Annotated in this window: 19 protein-coding genes and 1 pseudogene; 10 read left to right on the forward strand and 10 right to left on the reverse strand. The window is 66.8% G+C overall.

Features of this window, described 5'->3' with window-relative positions:
- Window positions 1–345: 345 nt before the first annotated feature.
- Entirely contained in the window at window positions 346–909 is a 564-nt protein-coding gene (locus WG924_RS05765) for a lasso peptide biosynthesis B2 protein (RefSeq protein ID WP_345932058.1), read from the reverse strand.
- A gap of 369 nt (window positions 910–1278) precedes the next feature.
- Here WG924_RS05765 and WG924_RS05770 point away from each other — a divergent pair, with 369 nt between their 5' ends.
- A complete protein-coding gene (locus WG924_RS05770) occupies window positions 1279–2619 on the forward strand; it encodes a sensor histidine kinase (protein ID WP_345932059.1) in 1341 nt (446 codons plus the stop codon).
- A 147-nt stretch (window positions 2620–2766) separates the two neighbouring features.
- On the opposite strand, the gene WG924_RS05775 is transcribed toward WG924_RS05770, so the two are convergent.
- Window positions 2767–3768 (reverse strand): replication protein RepA, encoded by a 1002-nt coding sequence (locus WG924_RS05775; protein WP_345932060.1) that lies wholly within the window; start codon window positions 3766–3768, stop codon window positions 2767–2769.
- Window positions 3769–4966: 1198 nt separating this feature from the next.
- On the opposite strand from WG924_RS05775, the gene WG924_RS05780 reads away from it, so the two are divergent.
- The gene (locus WG924_RS05780; RefSeq protein ID WP_345932061.1) at window positions 4967–6007 is read left to right on the forward strand and encodes a ParA family protein; all 1041 of its coding nucleotides are present in this window, start codon (window positions 4967–4969) and stop codon (window positions 6005–6007) included.
- Window positions 6007–6939 (forward strand): ParB/RepB/Spo0J family partition protein, encoded by a 933-nt coding sequence (locus tag WG924_RS05785; RefSeq protein WP_345932062.1) that lies wholly within the window; start codon window positions 6007–6009, stop codon window positions 6937–6939. Before WG924_RS05780 ends, WG924_RS05785 begins: the two co-directional genes overlap by 1 nt.
- 110 nt (window positions 6940–7049) lie before the next feature.
- On the opposite strand, the gene WG924_RS05790 is transcribed toward WG924_RS05785, so the two are convergent.
- Window positions 7050–7625, reverse strand: a complete 576-nt coding sequence (locus WG924_RS05790; RefSeq protein WP_345932063.1) for a GNAT family N-acetyltransferase — start codon at window positions 7623–7625, stop codon at window positions 7050–7052.
- Between the two features lie 522 nt (window positions 7626–8147).
- On the opposite strand from WG924_RS05790, the gene WG924_RS05795 reads away from it, so the two are divergent.
- The gene (locus tag WG924_RS05795) at window positions 8148–8717 is read left to right on the forward strand and encodes a PadR family transcriptional regulator (protein ID WP_345932064.1); all 570 of its coding nucleotides are present in this window, start codon (window positions 8148–8150) and stop codon (window positions 8715–8717) included.
- 13 nt (window positions 8718–8730) lie between these two features.
- Here WG924_RS05795 and WG924_RS05800 read toward each other — a convergent pair whose 3' ends face one another.
- Together WG924_RS05800 and WG924_RS05805 are read right to left on the reverse strand one after the other, a co-directional pair.
- Window positions 8731–9177: a nuclear transport factor 2 family protein gene (locus tag WG924_RS05800; protein ID WP_345932065.1), complete on the reverse strand. Its 447-nt coding sequence runs from the start codon at window positions 9175–9177 to the stop codon at window positions 8731–8733.
- 36 nt (window positions 9178–9213) lie between these two features.
- Window positions 9214–11217: an oxidoreductase gene (locus WG924_RS05805; RefSeq protein ID WP_345932269.1), complete on the reverse strand. Its 2004-nt coding sequence runs from the start codon at window positions 11215–11217 to the stop codon at window positions 9214–9216.
- A 195-nt stretch (window positions 11218–11412) separates the two neighbouring features.
- Between WG924_RS05805 and WG924_RS05810 the strand changes: the two are divergent.
- Window positions 11413–11661 (forward strand): annotated as a pseudogene (locus WG924_RS05810) (hypothetical protein); the annotation flags it as partial.
- Here WG924_RS05810 and cml read toward each other — a convergent pair.
- Window positions 11594–12841 (reverse strand): CmlA/FloR family chloramphenicol efflux MFS transporter, encoded by a 1248-nt coding sequence (cml, locus tag WG924_RS05815; protein WP_345932066.1) that lies wholly within the window; start codon window positions 12839–12841, stop codon window positions 11594–11596. The pseudogene WG924_RS05810 and the gene cml sit on opposite strands and share 68 nt — an antisense overlap.
- 212 nt (window positions 12842–13053) lie before the next feature.
- On the reverse strand, window positions 13054–14463 hold the full coding sequence (locus WG924_RS05820; RefSeq protein WP_345932067.1) for an amidase: 1410 nt from the start codon (window positions 14461–14463) through the stop codon (window positions 13054–13056).
- A 242-nt stretch (window positions 14464–14705) separates the two neighbouring features.
- Here WG924_RS05820 and WG924_RS05825 point away from each other — a divergent pair, with 242 nt between their 5' ends.
- The 5 genes from WG924_RS05825 to WG924_RS05845 all read left to right on the forward strand — a co-directional run bounded on the left by WG924_RS05825 (window position 14706) and on the right by WG924_RS05845 (window position 20155).
- Window positions 14706–15740: an ABC transporter substrate-binding protein gene (locus tag WG924_RS05825; protein WP_345932068.1), complete on the forward strand. Its 1035-nt coding sequence runs from the start codon at window positions 14706–14708 to the stop codon at window positions 15738–15740.
- A 137-nt stretch (window positions 15741–15877) separates the two neighbouring features.
- Entirely contained in the window at window positions 15878–16720 is an 843-nt protein-coding gene (locus WG924_RS05830) for an SDR family oxidoreductase (protein ID WP_345932069.1), read from the forward strand.
- Complete coding sequence (locus tag WG924_RS05835) at window positions 16717–17850, forward strand: pyridoxal phosphate-dependent aminotransferase (protein WP_345932070.1); 1134 nt, start codon at window positions 16717–16719, stop codon at window positions 17848–17850. Before WG924_RS05830 ends, WG924_RS05835 begins: the two co-directional genes overlap by 4 nt.
- 36 nt (window positions 17851–17886) lie before the next feature.
- A complete protein-coding gene (locus tag WG924_RS05840) occupies window positions 17887–18768 on the forward strand; it encodes an alpha/beta fold hydrolase (protein WP_345932071.1) in 882 nt (293 codons plus the stop codon).
- A gap of 7 nt (window positions 18769–18775) precedes the next feature.
- Window positions 18776–20155 (forward strand): M20 family metallo-hydrolase, encoded by a 1380-nt coding sequence (locus WG924_RS05845; protein ID WP_345932072.1) that lies wholly within the window; start codon window positions 18776–18778, stop codon window positions 20153–20155.
- A 36-nt stretch (window positions 20156–20191) separates the two neighbouring features.
- Here WG924_RS05845 and WG924_RS05850 read toward each other — a convergent pair whose 3' ends face one another.
- From WG924_RS05850 to WG924_RS05860, 3 genes are read right to left on the reverse strand one after another with little or no spacing between them, the layout of a single operon-like run.
- The gene (locus WG924_RS05850) at window positions 20192–20353 is read right to left on the reverse strand and encodes a DUF2474 domain-containing protein (protein ID WP_345932073.1); all 162 of its coding nucleotides are present in this window, start codon (window positions 20351–20353) and stop codon (window positions 20192–20194) included.
- A complete protein-coding gene (gene cydB / locus WG924_RS05855) occupies window positions 20353–21360 on the reverse strand; it encodes a cytochrome d ubiquinol oxidase subunit II (RefSeq protein ID WP_345932074.1) in 1008 nt (335 codons plus the stop codon). Before cydB ends, WG924_RS05850 begins: the two co-directional genes overlap by 1 nt.
- Window positions 21357–22814, reverse strand: coding sequence for a cytochrome ubiquinol oxidase subunit I (locus tag WG924_RS05860; RefSeq protein WP_345932075.1), 1458 nt, complete (start codon window positions 22812–22814; stop codon window positions 21357–21359). Before WG924_RS05860 ends, cydB begins: the two co-directional genes overlap by 4 nt.
- Window positions 22815–23177 lie beyond the last annotated feature (363 nt).

Consider the following 23177-nt stretch of genomic DNA (forward strand, 5'->3'; position numbering starts at 1 on the left):
CGGCGGGCGGCGGGGCGGCCGTCAGCGCGTGCCGCCGGCGATAAGTCGCAGCACCAGATCGAAACGGCAGAGATAATCGGCGACGGCCATGCGTCGGGACATGGCGACAGCCGGCCAGGGGCCGGCCGGTTCAGGCATCATCATCGGGGACATAACGATCAAAGGCCAACAGCGAAACGACAGCTCAGGCGGTGCAAAGCACCCACAACCCGGCCTCTCAGGAGGCCGGGCGGAGAAGTCGAAGCTGCTGGCGGGCGGCAGGCAGCGCGTGCCGGCCGTGGGCGCCGTCGGGCACCCGATATCGCGTGATCATGCATCGATCATGGCCGCTCGGGCCTGTCGATGTCAACCCGGCTTCACCTCGCCCTTGGCAGATCCGCGCGGTCGGCCGCCGGCGCCTTCGGGGAAGCGCGCAATCTCGGTATGCGCCGGGGCGACCTCATGGCCCAGAAAGCCCTGGCCGCGATACTCCAGCCATGCATGGGCCTCGATGCCACCGCCGGGTGCCTGGCGCTTCACGCCATAGACGATCTCGGTCGGCACGCCGCGACGACGCAGCATGCCCTGGCCGACCAGCGCCTGCGGCAGACACACCGCCTTGAACGGCACCTTCCGCGCCGCGATGGCGACCAGACGCCCGGTCTGCCACGCCGTCCGGAAATCCGGATCCGCCTTCAGAGTGTCGGGATCCGCCGTCACCGGCGGCATTGCCTTGCCCGAGGGCAGCGGCCGGGACGACCACGCCGCCAGGCGCCGGAACGGGATCAGCTTCACCGACAGAACCGCCGCCGCCAGCCCCAGCCCCGCTTCGATCAGAATCAGGCGCTGGCGCCATACCGACAGGGCCGGCGCCTTGGTGGGCATATGGGCGGCATCCGCCGGCGGCGCGGCGGAGGGATCGGTGGTCATCTGGGCAATCGTCCGGAACGGGTGAGCATCGCCCCGATCATAGCCGCGCCCGCGTCTGGCGCCAAGCGGCGGTGGCCCGACGTCATACCGATATGCGGTGGGCCGCCGCCCCTACATCCGCCAGGATTTGAACAAAGGCCGATGGGTATCCAAGCAGATTAAATCATATGAAGACAAGGATAGAGATCCGACATATTTTAGGGAACCACTCGATACCTGACCCGAATCGGGCAGATTTGAATATACATGGCATTTATATATTTTATGTCGTGTATTTTATCCGTTTTATCGGCGAATGGACGCGCTCGACGAAATGGAAGTGGCAAGATCTGGTGCCGGAACCAAAGAATGAGCAGTCGGAACGTTTTGATGAGCCGCGTGCCACAGCATGATGACCCCGACACCCCCGATACCGCCACCGGCTCGCCCGAGGCGGCCGCAAGGGTCAGACGGATGACACCGCAGGCGATGTCCACCACGCCGGCGGCCCTGCGGGGTCTTGTCCACAGCCTGGCCACGCGTGCCGGTGCCCGTCAGGTGGTGGTGCTGCGCAGGCTGGCCGGCGGCCGGCTCGAACCGGTGGCCCATGCCGAACCACCATCGACCTCCGGTGCCGATGGCGGCTTTCGTCCCCCAAGCTGGATGATCCGCGACATCACCGGCAGACCGGTAATTCTGTCCGGGCTGAGCGTGCCACGCAATCTGTGCCTGCCGATGACGCCCGACGCCACGGCGCTGTGCCTGGATGCCGACGATGTGATCGCCGTCTTCGGTTGGGCGACCATCCCCGATGCCGCCTCCGTTGCCGCCGCGACCGAGGCATGGGAAGATCTCTGCATCGCCATCGGGCTGATCGCCGCCCAGAACCCTATGGCCACCCCCCTGCCCGGTCAGCCGGCCGAATGGTCGGCCGACATGGCGGAGGCGCGCCGGCAGAGAGCGGCCGCGGCCACGGCCCGCAGCCATTTTCTGGGCCGCATGAACCATGAACTGCGCACGCCGCTGAACGCCATCATCGGCTTTTCAGAATTGATCCGCTATCAGGCGCTGGGCCCGGCCGCCATCGATCGCTACATGGAATATGTCAACGACATTCATGTCAGCGGTCTGCACCTGCTGCGGCTGGTGGATGATCTGCTCGATCTGGCGCGGATCGAAACCGGCGGCTTCGATGTCAGCGCCCGATTGTGTCCGCTGGCCGAGATCGTGCGGCATCCGGTTGCCGCCGCACGCAAGCTGGCCCGCCAGGGCGGGGTTCATTTCAGCCTGGAGGCTGCGCCGGAGCTGACCGAGATCCGCGCCGATCCCGATGCCCTGCCCCGCGCCTTGACGCGGCTGCTGATCGACGCCATCGACGCGGCCCTGCCGGGTGGCACCGTTCGCCTGATCATCAGCCGGCCGGCCGACACAGAAGCCGGCACCGCCGACCACGACCACCCGCAGCGACCGGGTACAGGCGACAGCCTTCCGTGCCCGGGCACGGGCGCCTGCCGGATCGTGGTTGAAACCGATGGCTGTCTGGCGTTGGCCGATGATCCGTCAGGGGGCGACATGGCCCGGCTGACCGATCCCACCATCCATCGTCGCGACGGCACCGGCATCGATCTGCCGCTGGTACAGGATCTGGTGGAGCTTCATGGGGGCCGCATGACGTTGCGGGCCAATGAAGCCGTGACCCGGGTGGTCATCGATCTGCCAGGCCTGCGCTGAAGCCGGCGGCGGCGATCGGCGGCTGGGCGATCGGCGGCGGATGGGCGGGCGGCGCCGCCCTTGCCGTTCAGATGTCAGAACCGGGAACCGTGCCGCCCGGATCACACGGCCGGATCACACGGCCACGGCGCGCGGGAGGGGCGCGGATCAGGCCCGCCGGAGCCGGCCCGGCAGCTTCACGGCCACGCTCGATACCGCCACCGACGGCTTCGACGGCCGCAGCACCAGTCCTCGGCCGCTGGCCTCGACATTGGCCTCAGGATACACCGCCACCACGTCCTTCAGCACTTCCTTCAGCCGGAAGGCCAGCACGCGATGGCCGCTCTCGCTGCCGAAATGATCCGACAGGGCGTGCCAGGGAACGGTAATCTCGCGCTTCAGCGCGTGCAGGCGATAGGTCAGCCACACATACAGATCAAGCGCCAGACTGGAATGCTTCAGCCGGGCGATGGCTTCTTCCGACAGCGGCACCGAGTGTTCCATCAGGTGTTCATAGAACGCCTCCGACAGTTTCACATGCCGCACCCATTCGCCGCCAGTCCGGAACAGGTCTTCGGCGTCGCTGTCATCGCGCCACAGATCCATGCCGTCGACGATCCGCTGGTCGGCCAGCCGGGCTTCGGCGGTGCCGCGTTCGAACCGCATGGTGAATTCGCATCGCGCAATCCGCAGCGCCTGTTCGCGCACCGGGGCATAGGATCCGCGCGGGCCGCCCGATGTCGACAGCCCCATCTTGCGCAGCCAACTGGCCATGGTCGGCCCCAGATCGACCACCTGGCTCTGGCTGCGCACCGCCTCGGTCTGGAAATAGATCATGATCAGCCGCGCCTTCGTGCCATAGGGCACGCCGATGTCGACGATCTTGTCCTTCAGCGGCAGAATACCCGGCCGGATGATCAGCTGATAGGCGCCGTTGCGGCGGACCCAGGGTTCCAGCGGGTTCTTTGGCTCCCGATGGGGCAATGCCGCCTGAGCGAAGCCCGAATGAAGATAATTGATCGTCTCGTGCTCAAGCGACATCATCTCATGCGCCCAGCGCACCCGCCGCCGTTCGGCGGCGCTGTCGGCCGTGGCCATGACCTGATCCAGGCCGTGGAGCATGAGCTGCTGATGCACGTCCGCCATCTCGACCTCCGGGCTCGTTTCCAAGGCGTGCACCCGCCTCCGGACACGGTTATGCCTGCCGTCAATGGCAGACGATTTCATGCCTGATCCGTCACGATCCGACTGTACACGCTTTGCTGCCTCAGGAAAGACCGCGCGGCGCGCGGCCGCCCTCATGTGGCACGAATCCGTTGCAAGTTCAGCGACGCCTGCCGGCCGGTCGTGCCGATCCGGAACCTTTCGCCATTCCTGCCGCCGTATCATAGGCTTGGCGGCGATGTCGCCACAGGCCGCATCATGGGCCGCAATCGCTTTGCGTATCAAGTTCAGCGTTGTTGCAACACTCAGGGAGCCGCCGCGAGCCTCGGACCGACGGTGACCCGCGGTTATCCGCGCTTTTCCACGCTGAACTCGTAACGCCTGGCGGTCCGGCATGCGGCCAACGCTGATGATGATACGCGCCAACGCTGATCTCGATACGCCCCGCCCGGCCGGCAGCGCTGAAGTCGCGACGCCGGCCGCAGTTATCCACGCTGAAGTCGACACCCCTTCCTATAGAGACTAGATCCTATAGCTCTTCTAAACCTGATAGGACGCGTTCGCCTGCGGCCGGTGCCCGCCGCTTCAATCTCGACCGGCATCACAGCCATCTGCCACAACGGCCTGTATTGCCAGTCAAAAAGAGGCCAGCCATGTTTGTCCACACCACCCTGCTGCCCTCTCGGTCGCACACCTGCGCAAAAATCTGTCCCCAGGTCGGAGACGGATGTGTCGCTGAGTTTGATACGGTGGAGCACCTGACAGCATCCAGCCTTCCAACGCTGATCTTGTAACGCTCCCCAAACCGCCACAGCGCTGTCAAGCGGTCCAGGCGTTGCAACTTCAGCGTCGATGCTGCCGCATTTCTGCGGAATACAGCGATCGCCGGCCACCTTACGCTGAAGTTGATACGCCCAGGCGCCACAACGCCGATCGATCCCGATCCCGGCCTTTCCAACGCTGAAGATGTAACGGTGCGTGATCATCGATCTCGCCGGCCAAGCCACCAGAGGCCCTCGCGCCCGCTCCGAATCCCAGTCAACCATCAACTTCGCTATTGATGCGTTGATCGCCGCCATGTCATTCTGTGTCCGGATGACGATCAGGCGACACCGCCACGGCCTGATCCGCATCATTATGTCCGGCATCCACAGGCCCGGCCCAAGATCCACTCCCTGAAAGACAGACTGATGAGGCTCTGCCGATGAATGGCGAACGCATGCGCGAACTGCGCCAGCAGCTACGCTTCAGTCAGGCTGATCTGAAGGAAGCCCTCAATCGCATGCTGCAGCGCAGCTATGACAAGCCCAAAATTTCGCGGTGGGAGAATGGCCGCGACCCGATCCCGGCCGACGTGTCGATGGCACTCAGCCGCCTGGTTGAAGGGCGTGGCCGCGAGGCGCGAACCATCGTCTTCGCCAATCAGAAGGGCGGCGTCGGCAAGACCACCAGCGCCTTGAATCTGGCCTACGCGCTCAGTCGTGGCGATCACCGGGTGCTGCTGGTCGATATGGACCCGCAGGCGACCGCCACCGTCGCCCTGCTCGCCGAGGGCGCCGTCGAGGCCTATCGTCAGGGCAAGACCATGGCGCAGGTCATTCTGGGCGATGCGCCGATCAGCCGGATCATCATCCGTGCCGGCGAGGAGATCATGCCCGATCGCGCGCCGCTCTGCGATCTGGCCGCCAGCCATATCGACCTGTCGGAAACCGATGGCCGCCGCGAGCCGGGTTTCGACATCTCGCTGCGCGAGGCGCTCGACGAGGTTCGCGACCGCTATGATTTCATCGTGATCGATGCCCCGCCCAATCTGGGTATGCTGACCTGGATGTCGCTGGCCGCGGCCGATGACGTGTTCATCCCGGTGCGCACCGAGCCCTATGACACCATGGGCGTCGGCCTGATCCTGGGCACGATCAACAAGGTCCAGCGCCGCCTGAACCCGGCCCTGCGGCTGACCGGTATTCTGCCGACGCAATATGGCCGGCGCAAATCGGTCGACCGCGAGGTTCTGGCGCATCTGGTCGCCGCCATGGGCGATATCGCTCCGGTTCTGGAGCCGGTGCCCAACAGCGCCGTCTTCGGCCATGCGGCCCGCAATGGCCGTATCGCGCTGGAAGCCTCGCCATCCAGCGTCGCCACCACCGTGTATCTGAGGCTGGCGGAAGGGATCATCGGCGATGCGCCCCTGCCCCGCGCCGATGTTGACAAGGCCTATGCCGGTCTTGAGGAGGAAGAGGTCTGATGGCGCCACGACGCAAGGCTCCCTCCCCGATCCTCGGCGCCGTGCGCGGCATGATCGCCGACGCATCCGACACGCTGGTGACCGAGAGCAGCCGCTTTCGCCATACCTTCGAACTCGCCATCGACCGGGTGTCGCCCGATCCGGAACAGCCCCGTAAATATGTCGATGACGACGCCATCACCGAGCTGGCGCGCACCATGGCCGAACACGGCCAGTTGCAGCCGATCCTGGTTCGGCGGGATCCGGGCGATCGTCGACGCTTCATCATCGTTGCCGGCGAGCGACGCTATCGGGCGGCCGTGCAGAACGGCTGGCCGGCGCTTCTAGCCATCGAGCATGAATCCGATCCTGAGATCGCAGCGCTGATCGAGAATTTGCAGAGGGTCGATCTGTCGCCGATCGACGAGGCGAGGGGGCTGGCCCGGCTGATTGAAGGCCGCGGCTGGAGCCAGTCGGAAGCGGCGGGCGTGCTGGGCAAGGCTAAAAGCGAGATCAGCGGCGTGTTGCGCATCCTGACCCTGCCCGACGATCTGCTGAATGCCGTTCTGACGTCCGAACTGGCGCTGTCGAAGAATGTGCTGGTCGAACTGGCGCGGATCGAAAGCCCGGTGGTGCGCAATCGTCTGGTGGCGCTGGCATTTCAAGGCCGGCTGACCGTCAGGGCCTTGCGTGCGGCCAGGGCCGAGGACGAGCTTGCCCGCGCGGAGGACAGCGCCCTTGTCACCGCCAGCGACGCTGAAGTCGATACGGAGACCCCGAGCGGGCCGGCGGAGCCGACGCCACCGCGTCTGGTTCTGCGCCAGCTCGACCGGGTTTCGGCAGCACTTGAAGCCGCCGCGCGTCGTGATGCGCCGTTGAGCCGGGCGGAGCGGGAACGGTTGGCAACGCTGCGTCGCCACATCGACCAGCTTCTTGGTCCCGAGGTGGCGTGAGCGGGGCTGCCGTCTGCTGCGGGTATACGCTGAAGTCGTAACGATATACCGGCGCCGATGTAACTCCGCACCGGTGCCGTCGACGCTGAAGTCGATACAGGCCGGCGGGTTCAGCCGATCTGCTTGGTCATGAAGACGCGCGAAAAGCCCTCGTCGACCCGGCGCTCGGTTTCCTGATAGCCCAGCCTGCCATAGAGCACGATATTGCGCGCCATCTTCACATGGGTGTAGAGCCGGATCTGGGTCTGGCCTAGTTCCAGGGCGCGGCCGTCGACAAAACGCATCAGCCGGCGCCCCAACCCGGTGCCTTGAGCGACGGGTGCGACCGCGACGCTGTGCAGCAACACATGATCCGGTTCAGACATCAGAACCACCAGCCCCGCTGCCCGCCCTGCCGCTTGCCCTGGCCCGTCGTCGGACGGTATCTCGCCCGGTCCGGCGGCCAGATCGGCAATCCATACCTCCGTGCCGGGTGCGGACAGCAAAGCCGCGATGTCGTCGCCCATCGGTCCGGGCTCGCGGCCGATGATCGGGATCCACGGCCGATAGGCGGCGTCGGTCAATGCTGTGATCGTCGCTGCATCCGTCACGCCGGCCCGTCGCAGACCTGCTGCCTGTGCGGCCGGGCTGGTGGCGTTCATCATCGTCGGGTCGGTGGGTGTCGGTTCCGAATGGTCGCTGGTCATCGCGTGATCCCCCGGCAGCCTGTCGCTGAAGTCGATACGTTAGCATGAACCGGCCCGGCCGTCATCGCAGCGGATCATCGTGCTCTGTCGGACGAGCGCCGCCGGTATGAACGCTGAAGTCGAAACGCGGCGCCATCGGCCACGGTCATACGGGCCACGCCGCGGTCCGTACGAATCGCCAGCCGGGCCGTATCAGCTTCAGCGCGGCGATGCCGTATCAGCTTCAGCGTTCCGGGCCGATCGCTCGCTACCATCTCCAATGGGATGGGCGCGGGTCAGGCCCTCGATCAGTGAAGGCGATGCAAGACGCCGTCAGTGCCCGATAATCCGATATCATTGAGGCCGCGCTCAGCAGAGCAGGGGCAGGCGTATCAACTTCAGCGCCGCCTTGCCGGTCAGACGTCAGAACTTGTCACGGCGTCATATCATGCCGGCCCAGGTGCCGTGCTTGCGTCTTGACAGCCGGCCCTGCCGCCGTGGAGAGTGGCCGCGCCCCTTGCCAGGAAAGTCATCGCCCAGCCCATGTCACTTCCCCACGCGCTGCTGACAGCCCTGATCGAACGGCCGGGATCCGGCCTGGAACTGGCCGGCCGTTTCGACCGGTCGATCGGCTATTTCTGGCAGGCGAGCCATCAGCAGATCTATCGTGAGCTGGCGCGGCTGGAAGCCGCGGGCTGGGTACGATCGATGGAGCCCGACAGCGGCCGGGGCCGCCGCCGCGACTATCGGGTTCTGCCGGCGGGGCGCGCCGAGCTGAAGCGCTGGGTGGAGGACAGATCCGCGCCGAAGCCGCTGCGTGATGAATTGATGGTGCGGCTGCGTGCGGCGGCGGTGCTCGGTGATACCGCGCTGCCGGACGACCTGCGCCAACGTCTGGCATCTCACCGCGAGATGCTGGCCAATTATCTCGCGATCGAGGCCCGCGATTTCACGCCGGCGCCCGCATCCCGCGAGCGCCGGCTGCGCCATCTGGTGCTGAAGACCGGCATCCGTCATGAGCGGAGCTGGATCGACGTCTGTACGGAAGCTCTGGAGATCCTGGGCGATCCGGCCGTGGACGCATCGACGGAGCGGCCCTCGACCGGATCGTAGACAGGGCAGGGGATCAGGCCTTGGCCTTGAAGGCCGGCAGGCTGCCGCCAACTCTGGCGCCCATCTCGGCGCCCAACGCCTGAATGCCGCTCATCGGGCGGATCATCACCTCGAAATCCCGGATCAGGCCATCGGCGCCAAAGCGGATCATGTCGATCCCCTTCAGCGACTTGCCGTTCACGGTGGCGCTGAATTCCAGCACCACGTCCAGCCCGTCATCCGACACGAAGCTGCGGTGATAGGTGAAATCCTTGAAGACCTGGATCACCGTGGTCAGGGCCAGCACCAGCGCATCGGCCGAGGCATAGGGAGCATGGGCCATCGGCGAGCGGAACATGGCATCCTCGGCCACGATCTCGCGCAGCCGGCTCAGATCGTCTGCGGCGATCATCTCATGCCAGAGGCCGAGGCTGGCGGCGACGGCGGGGGTGGCGGCACTGGGGATATGCGGGGTGGTCACGGGTGCTTCCTCCTTGGTTTGTCTCTTGTCTGTGGGTCAGATGGCGGCGGCCAGTCGCGTGCCCTGGTCGATGGCACGCTTGGCATCCAGCTCGGTGGCAAGATCGGCGCCGCCGATCAGGTGGACGGTGCAGCCGGCGGCCTCCAGGCCGGCCACAAGGCTGCGCTCCGGCTCCTGGCCGGCGCAGATCACCACGGTATCGGCCTGAATGGTCGCGGGCGCGCCGCCGGTCTCGATCTCGACGCCGTCATCGCCGATCCGCCGATAGCTGACGCCGCCGGTCATGGTCACACCGCGGGCCTGCAGGGCGGCGCGATGGATCCAGCCGGTGGTCTTGCCCAGACCGGCGCCGGGCCGGCCGGATTTGCGTTGCAGCAGATGCACCTGGCGCGCGGCGGCCTGCGGGGCAGGTCTGGTGACGCCGCCGGCGCTGGCCGGGTCCATATCCACGCCCCAATCCCGTGCGAAGGCGGCGATATCCGGCAGGCCCTCGCCCGCCGGGTGGCTCAACAATTCGGCGACGTCGAAGCCGATGCCGCCGGCACCGACGATCGCCACCCGCTCGCCCACGGGCGCGCGGTCGCGCAGCACGTCGAGATAGCCCAGCACCCTGGGATGGTCCAGCCCCTCGATCGCAGGCTGGCGCGGCACCACGCCGGTTGCCAGCACCACGGCATCGAAGCTGGCTGATATCAGCGCGTCCACGCTCACCCGATGCCCCAGATGCAGGGTCACGCCGCTGGTCTCGATCCGGCGCCGGAAATAGCGCAGGGTCTCGTGGAACTCTTCCTTGCCCGGAATGGTCTTGGCCAGATTGAACTGGCCGCCGATCTCGCCGGCGGCTTCGAACAGGACCACCTCATGGCCGCGTTCGGCGGCGGTGGTGGCGAAGGCCAGACCCGCCGGCCCGGCACCCACCACCGCCAGCCGTTTCGGCGCCGTCGCGGGTGCGATCACCAGTTCGGTTTCATTGCAGGCGCGCGGATTGACCAGACATGAGGTGATCTTGCCGCCGAAGGTGTGATCCAGGCAGGCCTGATTGCAGCCGATACAGGTGTTGATCTCGTCGGCGCGGCCGGTGCGGGCCTTGCGCATGAAGGCGGCATCGGCCAGGAAGGGCCGGGCCATCGACACCATGTCGCAGGCGCCCCCGGCCAGCAGCGTTTCGGCCAGTTCGGGCGTGTTGATGCGGTTGGTGGCGACCAGCGGCAGGCCGACATGACCCTTCAGCCGTTGTGTCGCCCAGGCGAAGGCGCCGCGCGGCACCCGGGTCGCGATGGTCGGCACCCGCGCTTCGTGCCAGCCGATGCCGGTGTTGATGATGGTGGCGCCGGCGGCCTCGACGTGCCGCGCCAGCATCGCCACCTCGTCGAAGGTCGATCCGCCCTCGACCAGATCCAGCATCGACAGCCGGTAGATGATGATGAAATCCGGGCCGACACGGTCGCGCACCCGCCGGACGATCTCGACCGGAAACCGGATGCGGTTTTCATAAGATCCGCCCCAGTCGTCGTCGCGATGATTGGTGCGCGCGGCGATGAACTCGTTGATCAGATAGCCTTCCGATCCCATGATCTCGACGCCGTCATAGCCGGCCTCGCGCGCCAGGGCGGCACAGCGGACGAAATCGGCGATGGTCTGCTCAACCTCGGTCGCGGTCAGCGCATGGGGCCGGGCCGGGTTGATCGGCGCGCGGATCGCGCTCGGCGCCACCAGATCGCGATGATAGGCATAGCGGCCGAAATGCAGGATCTGCATGGCGATACGGCCGCCCTCGGCATGAACCGCATCGGTCACCACCCGATGATGTCGCGCCTCGGCCGCCGTGGTCAGCATGGCGCCCCCCGCCATCGGCCGGCCACGTTCATTGGGAGCGATGCCGCCGGTCACGATCAGCCCCACCTCGCCACGCGCGCGTTCGGCATAGAACGCCGCCATGCGGGCGAAACCGTCGGGCGCTTCTTCCAGGCCCAGATGCATCGATCCCATCAGCACCCGGTTGCGCAGGGTGGTGAAGCCCAGATCCAGCGGCGCCATCATGGCGGGATAGGGGGTGGAGGTGGTGGAAGGGGAGGGGGGCGTCGCCCCGGTTGCCTCGGTGTCGTACATGGCGGGCCTGCCTCATCAACGCGGGATCACGGTTTCTTGGAACCTGTTGCCGTTGAGCCTATCCGGGACACGGCATTCATGCAACTGGTTGCATAAACTGTCCCGGCACCGTCGGGTCACCATCCGGTCGCCGCATGGAGCCCCGTTCAGAAACAGGGCACCATGGCCCGGCTGGCGGCGGTGGAAGACGGGCTTGCCGCACAGGGGCGCCTGGGACCGGTGGCGCGGCTGATGCCCACCGCCCGCGACCTTGCCCGCGCCAATGACGATGGTGCCGGGGTCTATGAAATCCGGCCGCTGGCGCTGTTCAGGCCGGGTGTTGCGGCCGGCGTGACAGACGTCCTGTCAGACACCACACCGTCGCCGGCAGGGTGATGCCATACCCGATGATCGGCCAGGCGGTGCCGGCGGCAGACAGACCGATCATCGCCGTGCCAACGCCGCCCAGCACCACACCGCCCACACAGAAATACAGCGCCGTCGCCGTGCCTGCCATGTGGTCGAAGCCGTGAAGCGCGATGCCGGGGGCGACAGTGGCGGTGATGGCGATGCCGATGCCGGCCAGCCACATCGGCAGCAGAAGTGCCGTCACGGCGTGCGGCGCCGCCAGTTCGCCGATCGTCAGCAGCAGCGATGCCGCGATGATGCAGGCCATGGCGATGCGCAGACAGCCAATGGCGCCCCAATGCCGCACCCGTGGGCCGATCAGGCGGGCGGTGATCATCATCACCACCGCGACCGTGCCGAACAACAGGCTGAAGGTGATCGGCGACAGGCCCTGACGCCCGATCATCAATCCTGGTGCTGTCGACAGGAACACGAAGAAGCAGCCCATGCCCGCGGCATAGCCCAGCGTGCCGGTCCAGAACCGATGACCCGAGAGGGGGGCCAGCGCATTGCGGATGGCGCGGCCCCGTGGGCAGGGGGGGATGGGGCAGGGGCAGGGGGCGATGGGGCGGGGGGTGACGCGGATGCGGGTTTCCGGCCAGAACCGCCATGCGGCGGCGGCGGCCAGCAGCATCGCGCCGCCAAGCCCGGTGAAGATCGCCCGCCAGCCCCAGAGATGGTCGACCACCGCCCCCAGCACCGGCCCCACGGCCGGCACCGCCGCCAGCAGCGCGCCCAGCAGGCCATAGAGCATGGCGCCATCGGGGCGATCGGCCTGGATGTCGCGGACGGTGGCGAACACCGCCACCAGACAGGCGGCGGCGCCCAGCGCCTGCGGCACGCGCAGCGCCAGGAACAGGCCGCCGGTATCGGCGAAGGCCAGCCCGAACGATGCGCCGGCATAGAGCACCGCGCCGGTCAGCAACACCGGGCGGCGGCCATACCGGTCCGATAACGGGCCGAACACCAGTTGTGCGGCACCCAGCAGCACCAGATAGACGGTCAGGGTCAGTTGGACCGTACCGGCATCGGTGTTCAACACCTGGGCCATGACCGGCACCACCGGCAGATACATGTCCATGGCCAGAGAGGCCAGAAGATCGAATGGCGACAACAGAAGAACGGTCGTGGTCAGCGACAGCCGCCACGGCGGGGTATGCGCGCGCATCACGCCATATCCTTGATAGCTGCCACCGACCCGTCGATGGCAGCATGGAAACGCGCGGCGCTGGCCGGGGAAGGGGGCGCCGCAACAACCGGAAGAACGGGTCGCTGCGGCTTATCTGTCTGCGGTTTTGGTGGTGCTCATCGCGGGGGGCGGCTCCTGAATGACGGGCCACCCTGGCATCAGCCATGGCGTCCCGTCAAGCCGCGACGCGATCAGGCGAAGCCGGCGGGGCGCCGCGTGTGCCAGTCGGTGGCGGTCTGGAAGGCATGGCCGGCGCGGGCGACCAAGGCCTCGGCGAAGCGCGGGCCGGCGAACTGGCAGCCGATCGGGATGCCGGCGGCGCTGATCCCGCAGGGCACGGTCACCGTCGGCTGGCCCGCCACATCGAAGGGCGCCGTGAACGGGCCGATCGCCAGGATCGCCGCCGGGTCTTCGCCCAGACCCGCCATATGATCCAGTGTCGGGCCGGCCACCGGCAGGCCCGGCACCAGCAGCACGTCGCAGGCATCGTACACCGCCTCCATGGCGCCGGCAAAGATCCGGCGGCGGTCCTGCGCCTCGGCCAGTTCGAAGGCGGTGTGGCGGTGGCCGCGATCGATCAGCGCCGCCAGGCGTGGTCCGAAATCGTCCGGGCGGGTGGCCCAGTCGTCGCGATGAACGATGGCGGCCTCGACCGCGCATTGCACGGCCCAGCCCTCCAGAACCGGGTCGATCTCAGGCAGGCGCACATCCACGATGCGGGCGCCAAGCCCGGTCATGACGTCGACCACATGATCGATCGAGGCCAGCACCGCATCATCGGCGCGCGCGCGCAGCAGCCGCCAGTCGATGCCGATGGCCAGACCGCGCACCGGCCGGGCGATCTCGGCGGCATAATCCGGCACGGTATCGCGGGCGGCGGTGAGGTCCAGCGGGTCGGGGCCGGCAATCACCCCCAGCATCGCCACCGCATCGGCAACGCTGCGTGCCATCGGGCCGACATGGTCCAGCGATGGCGCCAGCGCCAGTGCGCCGGCGCGGCTGACCCGGCCCCATGTCGGCTTGATGCCGGTGATGCCGCAACAGGCGGATGGCAGGCGGATGCTGCCGCCGGTGTCGGTGCCCAGCGCTCCCCAGATCAGCCCGGCGGCCACGGCGACCCCCGATCCGCTGGAGGATGTGCCGGTCCAGTGGGCGGCGCCCCACGGGTTCACCGGCGGCGTGACGTCGGGGTGGTGGTCGGCATAGGCGCCTTCGGTCAGGGTCAGCTTGCCCAGCAGAATGGCGCCCGCCGCGCGCAGCCGCGCCACCACGGTGGCATCCGTGGCCGGCCTGCGGCCGCGCATCACCCGGCTGCCGAATTCGGTCGGCATATCGGCGGTGTCGAACAGATCCTTCACCGCCACCGGCACGCCGTGCAGCGGCCCGCGGCACAGGCCGCGCGCGATTTCGTCCCGCGCCTGTTCGGCCCGGGCCAGGGCGCCGGCGGCATCGACGGTCGCGTAGGCATGCAAGCGCCCGTCATGGCGGGCGATCCGGTCGAGCATCGCCTGAACCGCATCGACGGGCGACACGGCGCCATGGCGGATCTCGGAGGCCAGGCGGATCAGACTCAGATGATGAAGAGGTGCCGTCGCGGACATCGGGGCGGATATCTCCCATGGGGATGCGGGCGTGGGGATCGGGCTCTGCCATCCATTATACAAGAATGCCGAATTCGTGCTCAGAATTTCGAATTGCCCAATAAATGGGCCATATGAGGCGGTGGCATGGTCGGATGTCCGGCCGGTTTCCGCTGTGAAGATGATGGCATGCATATTGCTAGGTCATTCATGCACACCAATCCCCCGCCTTGCACACAAAAAAGCTCCGGAAGGCTGAACCCATGTATATGCGGATTGCGAAACAGGGGCTGCTCGCCCTCGGTCTGGCGGCAGCGGCGGTGGTCGGGCCGCTTGGCGGATCACTTGGCGGATCGTCTCCGGCCAACGCCGCCGAAGCGGTTTCGGTGCGGCTGAAATGGCTCCCCCAGGCCCAGTTCGCCGGCTTCTATGTCGCCAAGGCGAAGGGTTTCTATGAAGCCGAGGGCCTGGACATGACCATCAATCCCGGTGGTCCCAATCTGAATGCCGAGGCGCTGGTCGCATCGGGCGCCGATACCTTCGGCCTTGGCAGCGGCACCGAGGCTGTGCTGTACGCGCGTGCCAAGGGCCTGCCGCTGGTGTGCATCGGCATGTCGCAGCAGAAGACGCCCTTCGCCTTCGTCGCCCGCGCCGCCAGCGGCATCAAGACCATCGAGGATTTCAAGGGCCGCAAGGTCGCCACCTGGTTCACCGGCCCGCAATACACCCTGTATTCGGTGCTGGCGGCGGCCAAGATCGACCAGTCGGAGCTGACGATCATGCCGCAGCCGGTGACCATGGCGCCGTTCATCGATGGCCAGTTCGATGTGGCGACCGTCACCTTCTATAACGAACTCAACACGCTGAAGGCTCAGGGCATCGATGACCTGACCGTGTTCACGCCCGATGATTATGGCGTCACCACCCAGCAGGACAGTTTTCTGGTCTCGGAAAAGGTGCTGGCCGAAAAGCCGGAGCTGGTTCAGGGCTTCCTGAACGCCACACTCAAAGGTTGGAAATACGCGTTCGAACACAAGGATGAGGCACTGGACATCGTCATGGCCGCGTCCGAGGGGCTGGAGCGCGGCCATCAGGCGCTGATGCTCGATGAAATCGAACGGCTGATGGTCGCCGGCCGGGCCGCCGAAGAGGGCCTGGGCGCGCTCGACATGGCCAGCATCGAGAAGGTCCAGGCCGATCTGATCAGCTTCGGCGCGCTGAAGGAGCCGGTCGACCTGAAGGCCGCCTTCAACGAAACGGTGTGGGAGAAGGTGCCCGCCAGCGACAAGAAACTCTGATCCGATACCACGCCGCCGCCCGGCGCAGGATCTGTCCGGCACAGGGCGGCGGTTGACATTCCGATTATCGGATACAATAATAGCGATATTGCATTCATAGACGCGCATGCTGCGTACAAAAGCGAGGGACTTGAGCGGTGGAGCTGGGTCTGAAAGGCAAGACGGTTCTGATCACCGGCGCATCAAAGGGCATCGGCCTTGCCGCCGCCTGGAGCTTCGCCCGTGAGGGTGCCACCCTGCATCTGGCGGCGCGGTCCGGCGATGCGCTGGTTGAGGCGAAGGCGCTGATCGAGGCCGAATGCGGCGTTTCGGTCACCATCCACGCCATGGACCTGTCGAGCGACGCGCAGATGCTGGCGCTGGCCGATGCCGCCGGCGACATCGACATCCTGATCAACAATGCCGGCAACATCCCCTCGGGCCCGATCGACGCCGTCGACGACACCGCCTGGCGGCGCGGCTTCGACCTGAAGGTGTTCGGCTATGTGTCGCTGACCCGGGTGGTCTATGCCCGCATGCAGGCGCGTGGCCATGGCGTGATCATCAACGACATCGGCAATTCCGGTGAGAACTGGGATGCCAATTATATCGCCGGCTCCACCGGCAATGCGGCACTGATGGCCTTCACCCGCGCGCTTGGCGGGGTGAGCCTGGATTACGGCATCCGTGTGCTGGGCGTGAACCCCGGGCCAGTGGAAACCGACCGCATGGTGCGGCTGATGAAGCGGCGCGCCGTCGACATGTTCGGCGATGAAGGCCGCTGGCGCGAGTTGTTCGACCGCTATCCCGGCGGCCGCCCGGCCACGGCGGAAGAGGTCGCCGATCTGATGGTGTTTCTGGCCTCGCCGCGCGCCGGCTATGTCAGTGGCACGATCGTGACCATCGATGGCGGCATCGCCTCGCGCGGGTCGATCATCAAGGATGGCGGCCGTCGCGGGGCAGCCGCCGTCGCCGGCGCCCTTGAGGAGATCGAGGCGTGAGCACGCTGGACATCAAGAACGCCTATTTCGACCGGCTGTTCGCCGACGCGGACCTGAAATGGCTGGGGCAGAACACCAATCACGTGCCGATGCATCCGGCGGTTGCCGAGGCGATGCATGCGGCGATCGATGGCGAGCGCTTTCATGCCTATGCGCCGCCGGCCGGGCTTGAGGCGCTGCGCGCCGGCATCGTCGCCGATCTGGGCCTGCCCGGTGCCAGCGCCCTGGTCACCGATGGCGCGGTCGCGGCACTGGCGCTGATCTGCCGGGTGTTCTGCAAACCCGGCAGCCGCTTCGTGACCACCGATCCGGGCTGGAAATGGCCGCTGCAATTCGCAGCCCAGGCCGGTGCCGAGGTGGTGGAGATCCCGATCTGGGGGCCGGACTACAACTACCGGCTCAGCCCTGAGCGTCTGGCGGCCGAGGTCGACCACAACACCGCGATCATCTATCTGGTCGATCCCAACAACCCGCTCGGCATCACCTATACCGCCGACGAGATCGGCGCCTTCGCGGCGATCGCACGCGATGTGGGCGCCATCCTCATCCATGACAGCACCTATCGCGATTTCGCCCAGGGCCACACCCCCGCCAGCCTGATCTATCCCGAAGGCGCGGTGACGGTGGTCAGCTTCTCGAAATGGCTGGGGCTGGCCGGCATGCGCATCGGCGCGCTGGTCGCTTATCCGGCGCTGATGGACAGGATCGCGCCGTTCTCCACGGCACCGCTTGGCGCCAATGTCGTGGCCCAGGCCGCCGCCCTTGCCGGGCTGTCGGTCAAGGCCGAATGGATGGCCGAGGTGCAGCGCATCCAGCGCCACAACCAGGATCTGATCAAGCAGGCGGTCGACCAGTTGCCCGGTTTTTCGATGCCGGTCTATCCGTCGCATGGCAATTTCGTTGTGGTGGAATGCATCGAGGCCGGCATCCGCCCCGAAGCACTGGTTGCGGAATTCCAGACCGCAGGCATCATGATCAGGCAGGGGGCCTATCACACCCCGCGTTTCGGCGACCGCTTCATCAAGGTCTCGACCAGCGTGCCGGTCGCCTGGATGGAAGCCTTCTGTGCCCTGCTGCCCGAGATGGCCGGGCGGGCGCGCAGCCGCAACGATATTCCGCCGCTGTTCTGATCCGCGTTCATCGCTCATCCGAGGTTCACGACCCCCATGCCTTATGCAACCGCCGCCGACGGTGTCCGGCTTCACTATGAAGAGGCGGGATCGGGCACGCCGATCCTGTTCATCCACGAATTCGGCGGCGATTGCCGCGCCTGGGAACCACAGCTCAACTATTTCAGCCGCCGGCATCGCTGCATCACCTATTCGGCACGTGGCTATGCGCCATCCGACATCCCCGCCGATGTCGACGCCTATTCGCAGGCGATCGCGGTCAGCGACGCGCTGGCGGTGCTCGATCATCTGGGCATTGCGCGTGCCCATATCGTCGGCCTGTCGATGGGCGGCTTCGCCACCCTGCATTTCGGGCTCACAGCACCCGAGCGCGCCTTGTCGCTGACCATCGCCGGCGCCGGCTATGGTGCCGAGAAGCAGTATGAGGATTATTTCCGGGGCGTCTCGCTGGAGGTGGCCGACCGCTTCGCCACCCTCGGTGCCGTCGAGTTCTCGAAGACCTATGCGCTTGGCGCCAGCCGGGTGCAGTTCCAGAACAAGGATCCGCGCGGCTGGCAGGCCTTCGCCGACCGGCTGGCCCAGCATTCCGACATCGGCGCCGCCAACACCATGCGCGGCGTTCAGGCGCAGAGACCCTCGATCTATGATCTGGAAGACCAGATCCGCGCCTGCACCCTGCCGGCGCTGATCATGGTCGGTGATGAAGACGATCACTGCCTTCAGCCGGGGATTTTCATGAAGCGCTGTCTTCAGGCATCGGGTCTGGCGGTGCTGCCCAAGACCGGCCACACGCTCAATCTTGAGGAACCGGCGCTGTTCAACCAGCTTCTCGCCGAGTTCATCGCCATGGTCGAGGCCGGGCGCTGGACGCCGCGCGATCCGCGTGCCGAGGCTGGCCAGATCATGAAAACCACGTGAGGCGATGATGGCGGGCGATGGCGGGCTGATCGGCGGCGGTGCGGCGCCCGGATCCGATGATGACGACAACGCCTGGCGTCGCCGCACCGATTGGCGCCGCGAGCAGGGAGATGAGCAGATGCCGGTGGGGCAGCAGATCACCGAGGCGGCGGAACGCGTGGTCGGCCATGTCTCGGCCGACAGGCTGTGGCAGCGTCATATGGACCTGGCCCGGTTCGGCGCCCGCGAGGATGGCGGGGTCGATCGTCAGGCGCTGTCGGCGGAAGAGATCGCCGCCCGCCACCATCTGATCGCCATCGCCCGTGCCCGCGGCCTGAGCGTGGCCACCGACCCGGCCGGCAATCTGTTCTTTCGGCTGGCGGGACGCGAACCGCATCTGCCGCCGGTGCTGTCGGGCTCGCATATGGACAGCCAGCCCACCGGCGGCCGGTTCGACGGCATCTTCGGCGTGCTGGCGGCGATGGAGGTTCTGGAAGCGCTCCGCGACAGCGGCCATCAGCCCCGGCGCAGCATTGAGGCGGTGGCCTGGATGAACGAGGAAGGCTCGCGCTTCGCCCCCGGCATGATGGGCTCGGAAGCCTTTGCCGGCGTGCGACCGTTGGACGAAATTATGGCGGTGACTGATGCCGATGGTTGCAGCGTCGCCGAGGCGCTGGCACAGGTGAACGCGGCCTTCCCCGATGTGCCGGTGCGCGAACTGGGCATGCCGGTCGAGGCCTATGTCGAGGCCCATATCGAACAGGGGCCGGTGCTGGAGGCGCAAGGCTGCGCCATCGGCGCCGTCACCGGCATTCAGGGCAAGCAGACCTTCCGCGTCACCGTGACCGGAGAGGAGGCCCATGCCGGCACGAAGCCCATGGCCGAACGCCGCGATGCGCTGATCGCCGCCAGCGCCATGGTCCAGCGGCTGCACGGCATCGCCCGGGCTGCCGATGATGCGCTGATGTTCACGGTCGGCCGGTTCACCGTCTCACCCAACGCACCCTCGGTGGTGCCGGCGCGGGTGGTGTTCTCGATCGATCTGCGCCATTTCGACACCGCCGTGATGCAGCGCTTCGGCGATGCCGTCGCCGGCCTTTGTGCCGAACTGGCCCAGGGCTGTACGGTACAGGTCGACCGGCTGGTCGATGCGCCGTCGCTGATCTTTCCCGACAGCCTCCGCCGCCGCACCCGCGACATCGCCGCGGTGCTGGGCCATGCCGCGATGGATCTGCCATCGGCGGCCGGTCATGACGCCCGCCATCTGAACGCGGTCGCCCCCTCGGCGATGATCTTCATCCCCTGTCACCAGGGGATCAGCCATCATCCCACCGAGCGGGCGGCGCCGGCGGATATCCACGCCGGCGCCCGGGTTCTGGCGGCCCTGCTGGTGGAGCTTGCAGGGTAGGGGCAGGTTGGTGGAGAGAGCGCGCAGGGCGAGGGATCAGGCCAGCCACGCCTTGATCACCAGCCCCACCGCCATGGTCACGCCGACACCGGCGGCCCACAGCCCCACGAACCAGATCCATTGCCGGGCACTGGGCCATTGCCGTGCGCGGGGCCATTGCCGCGCATGTGGCACGTGGCGTGTCTTCCTGTCGGCCATCAATGATACCCCTCATGGCCGGTCTTGCCGCGGAACACCCAATAGGCATAGCCGGTATAGGCCAGGATGATCGGGATCAGCACCACCGCGCCGACCAGCATGAAGATCAGGCTGTCATCGGGGGCGGCGGCCTGCCAGATGGTCACCGCCTGCGGCACGATGTTGGGGAAGATGCTCACCCCCAGCCCGATCAGCCCCAGGGTGAAGAAGGCCAGCGCCATCAGGAACGGCATGAATTCCCAGCCGCGCCGCAGGCCGATGAAGAACACCACCGTGCAGATCAGCACCAGCAGCGGCACCTGCGCCGTGAACAGCACCCGCGGCCATGCGAACCACGCCTCGTAATAGGCGCCCGACAGGAATGGGGTCGCGGCGCTGACCGCGGCCATGCAGATCAGGGTCGCGATGCCCAGATTGCGTGCCAGCGTATAGCATTTCAACTGCAGCACGCCGTCGGTCTTCATGATCAGCCAGGTGGCGCCAAGCAGGGCATAGCCGACGACCAGGCTTGCCCCCACCAGCAGGCTGAACGGGGTCAGCCAGTCCCACCAGCCGCCGGCATAGGCGCGGCCTTCCACGGCGATGCCCTGCAACAGCGCGCCCAGCGTCACACCCTGCGCGAAGGTCGCCACCACCGATCCGGCGGTGAAGGCGATGTCCCAGGTGCGGCGGTGGCGGGGGTCGCGCCAGCGGAATTCAAAGGCGACGCCCCGGAAGATCAGTGCCAGCAGCATGGCGATGATCGGCGCATACAGCGCCGGCAGCACGATGGCATAGGCCAGCGGGAAGGCGGCCATCAGCCCGCCGCCGCCCAGCACCAGCCAGGTTTCGTTGCCGTCCCAGACGGGGGCCACCGTGTTCATCACCCGGTTGCGCTCCGGCCCCGGCTCGAAGCCGGGGAACAGGATGCCAAGGCCCAGATCGAAGCCGTCCATCACCACATAGGCGAACACCGCGAAGGCGATGACGAAGGCCCAGATGGTCGGCAGGTCGAAGAAACCGGTCATCGCCGTGGCCCTCCTTCATGGGTGCCGTGCTGCCCGCCGATCGCCCGGCCGGGGCTGACCGAACTGGCTGGCGTGATGCCGGCCGCGCGTACCGGCGGCTGTGCGTCGTCTTCCATGTCGCCGGCCGGGCCGGTGATCTGCGGCGGCTTGCCCATCAGCTTCAGGATGTAGATGGTGCCGGCGCCGAAGACGATGAAATAGACCAGGATGAAGGCCAGCAGCGACGCCGCCACCGCCGGCGCATCCAGTGGCGAGGCCGATTGCGCGGTTCTCAACAGGCCATAGACCGTGAAGGGCTGGCGGCCGACTTCCGTGGTCACCCAGCCCGCGATCACCGCCACGAAGCCGCTTGGCCCCATCACCAGCGCGAAGCGGTGCAGGGGGCGCCACTGATGCAGGGTGCCGCGCAGCCGCGCCAGCAGCCCCAAGCCGCCCAGGGCCAGCATCAGGAAGCCCAGCCCGACCATGATCCGGAACGACCAGAACACGATCGGCACATAGGGCCAGTCCGCCCGGTCGACCGTCTCCAGCCCGTCGAGCGGCGCGTTCAGATCGTGTTTCAGGATCAGCGACGACGCCTTGGGGATCGAGATTTCATAGTCGACCGTCGCCCGTTCCTGATCGGGAATGCCGAACAGGATCAGCGGCGCGCCGTCGCGATGGCTCTGGAAATGGCCTTCCATGGCCATCACCTTGGCCGGCTGATGCTCCAGCGTGTTCAGGCCATGCATGTCGCCGGCGAAGATCTGGATCGGCGCCGCCACCATCACCAGCCCCATGGCCATCGAGAACATCACCCGCGCGCCCTCATTGGCCCGATCGCGGAGCAGATGCCAGGCCCCCACGGCGCCCACCACCAGGGCGGTGGTCAGATAGGCGGCCAGAACCGTGTGCGCCAGACGATAGGGGAAGGACGGGTTGAAGATGATCTCCAGCCAGCTTTCGGGCACGAACTGACCGACATCGTTGATCGAGAATCCGGCAGGCGTCTGCATCCAGCTATTGGCCGACAGGATCCAGAACGCCGAGATGAAGGTGCCGACGGCCACCGCCAGGGTCGCCACGAAATGCAGCCCGCGACCCACCCGGTTCATGCCGAACAGCATCACGCCCAGGAAGCCCGCTTCCAGGAAGAAGGCGGTCATCACCTCATAGGCCATCAGTGGCCCGATGACCGGGCCGGCCTTGTCGGAAAACACCGACCAGTTGGTGCCGAACTGGTACGACATCACGATGCCCGAGACCACGCCCATGCCGAAGGCCAGGGCGAAGATCTTCAGCCAGTATTTGAACAGCGTCAGATAGACGTCGCGGCCGGTCTTCAGCCACAACGCCTCCAGCACCGCCAGATAGCTGGCAAGGCCGATCGAGAAGGCGGGAAAGATGAAATGGAACGACACGGTGAACGCGAACTGGATGCGGGCCAGAAGCACCGCGTCTGCCTGTTCAAACATGACGCGTGCCTCCCCATCCGCTGGCCGGCACGGCCCCGGGGCGCCGTCGCCGGGCCATCGGCCTCGCTGGTGTGGCTGCCATGGCTCATCTCCTCGGACACGGTTTCCGGTGCAGGCGTCTTGTGTGGCCTGTCGGACGATCTCGGTGGTTTATGGACGCAACGGAACCAACGACGTGACGCGGGTTAAGGTTGCGCGCGCCAGCGTTCCGGCAATGGCGATGTTTCCGCGCATCCGGTTGCGGCCATGCAACCACCGCCGGGGCGCGGGCTCAAGCGTTCCAGTGTCGCAGGATCGGTCCCCGGTCGCCGATCGCCTGCGCCCGCATGCCGACAAGACCCGCCGCGGCGATTGGCGCGTAAG

This window comes from Tistrella arctica (assembly GCF_039630945.1).
GTDB lineage: Bacteria > Pseudomonadota > Alphaproteobacteria > Tistrellales > Tistrellaceae > Tistrella > Tistrella bauzanensis.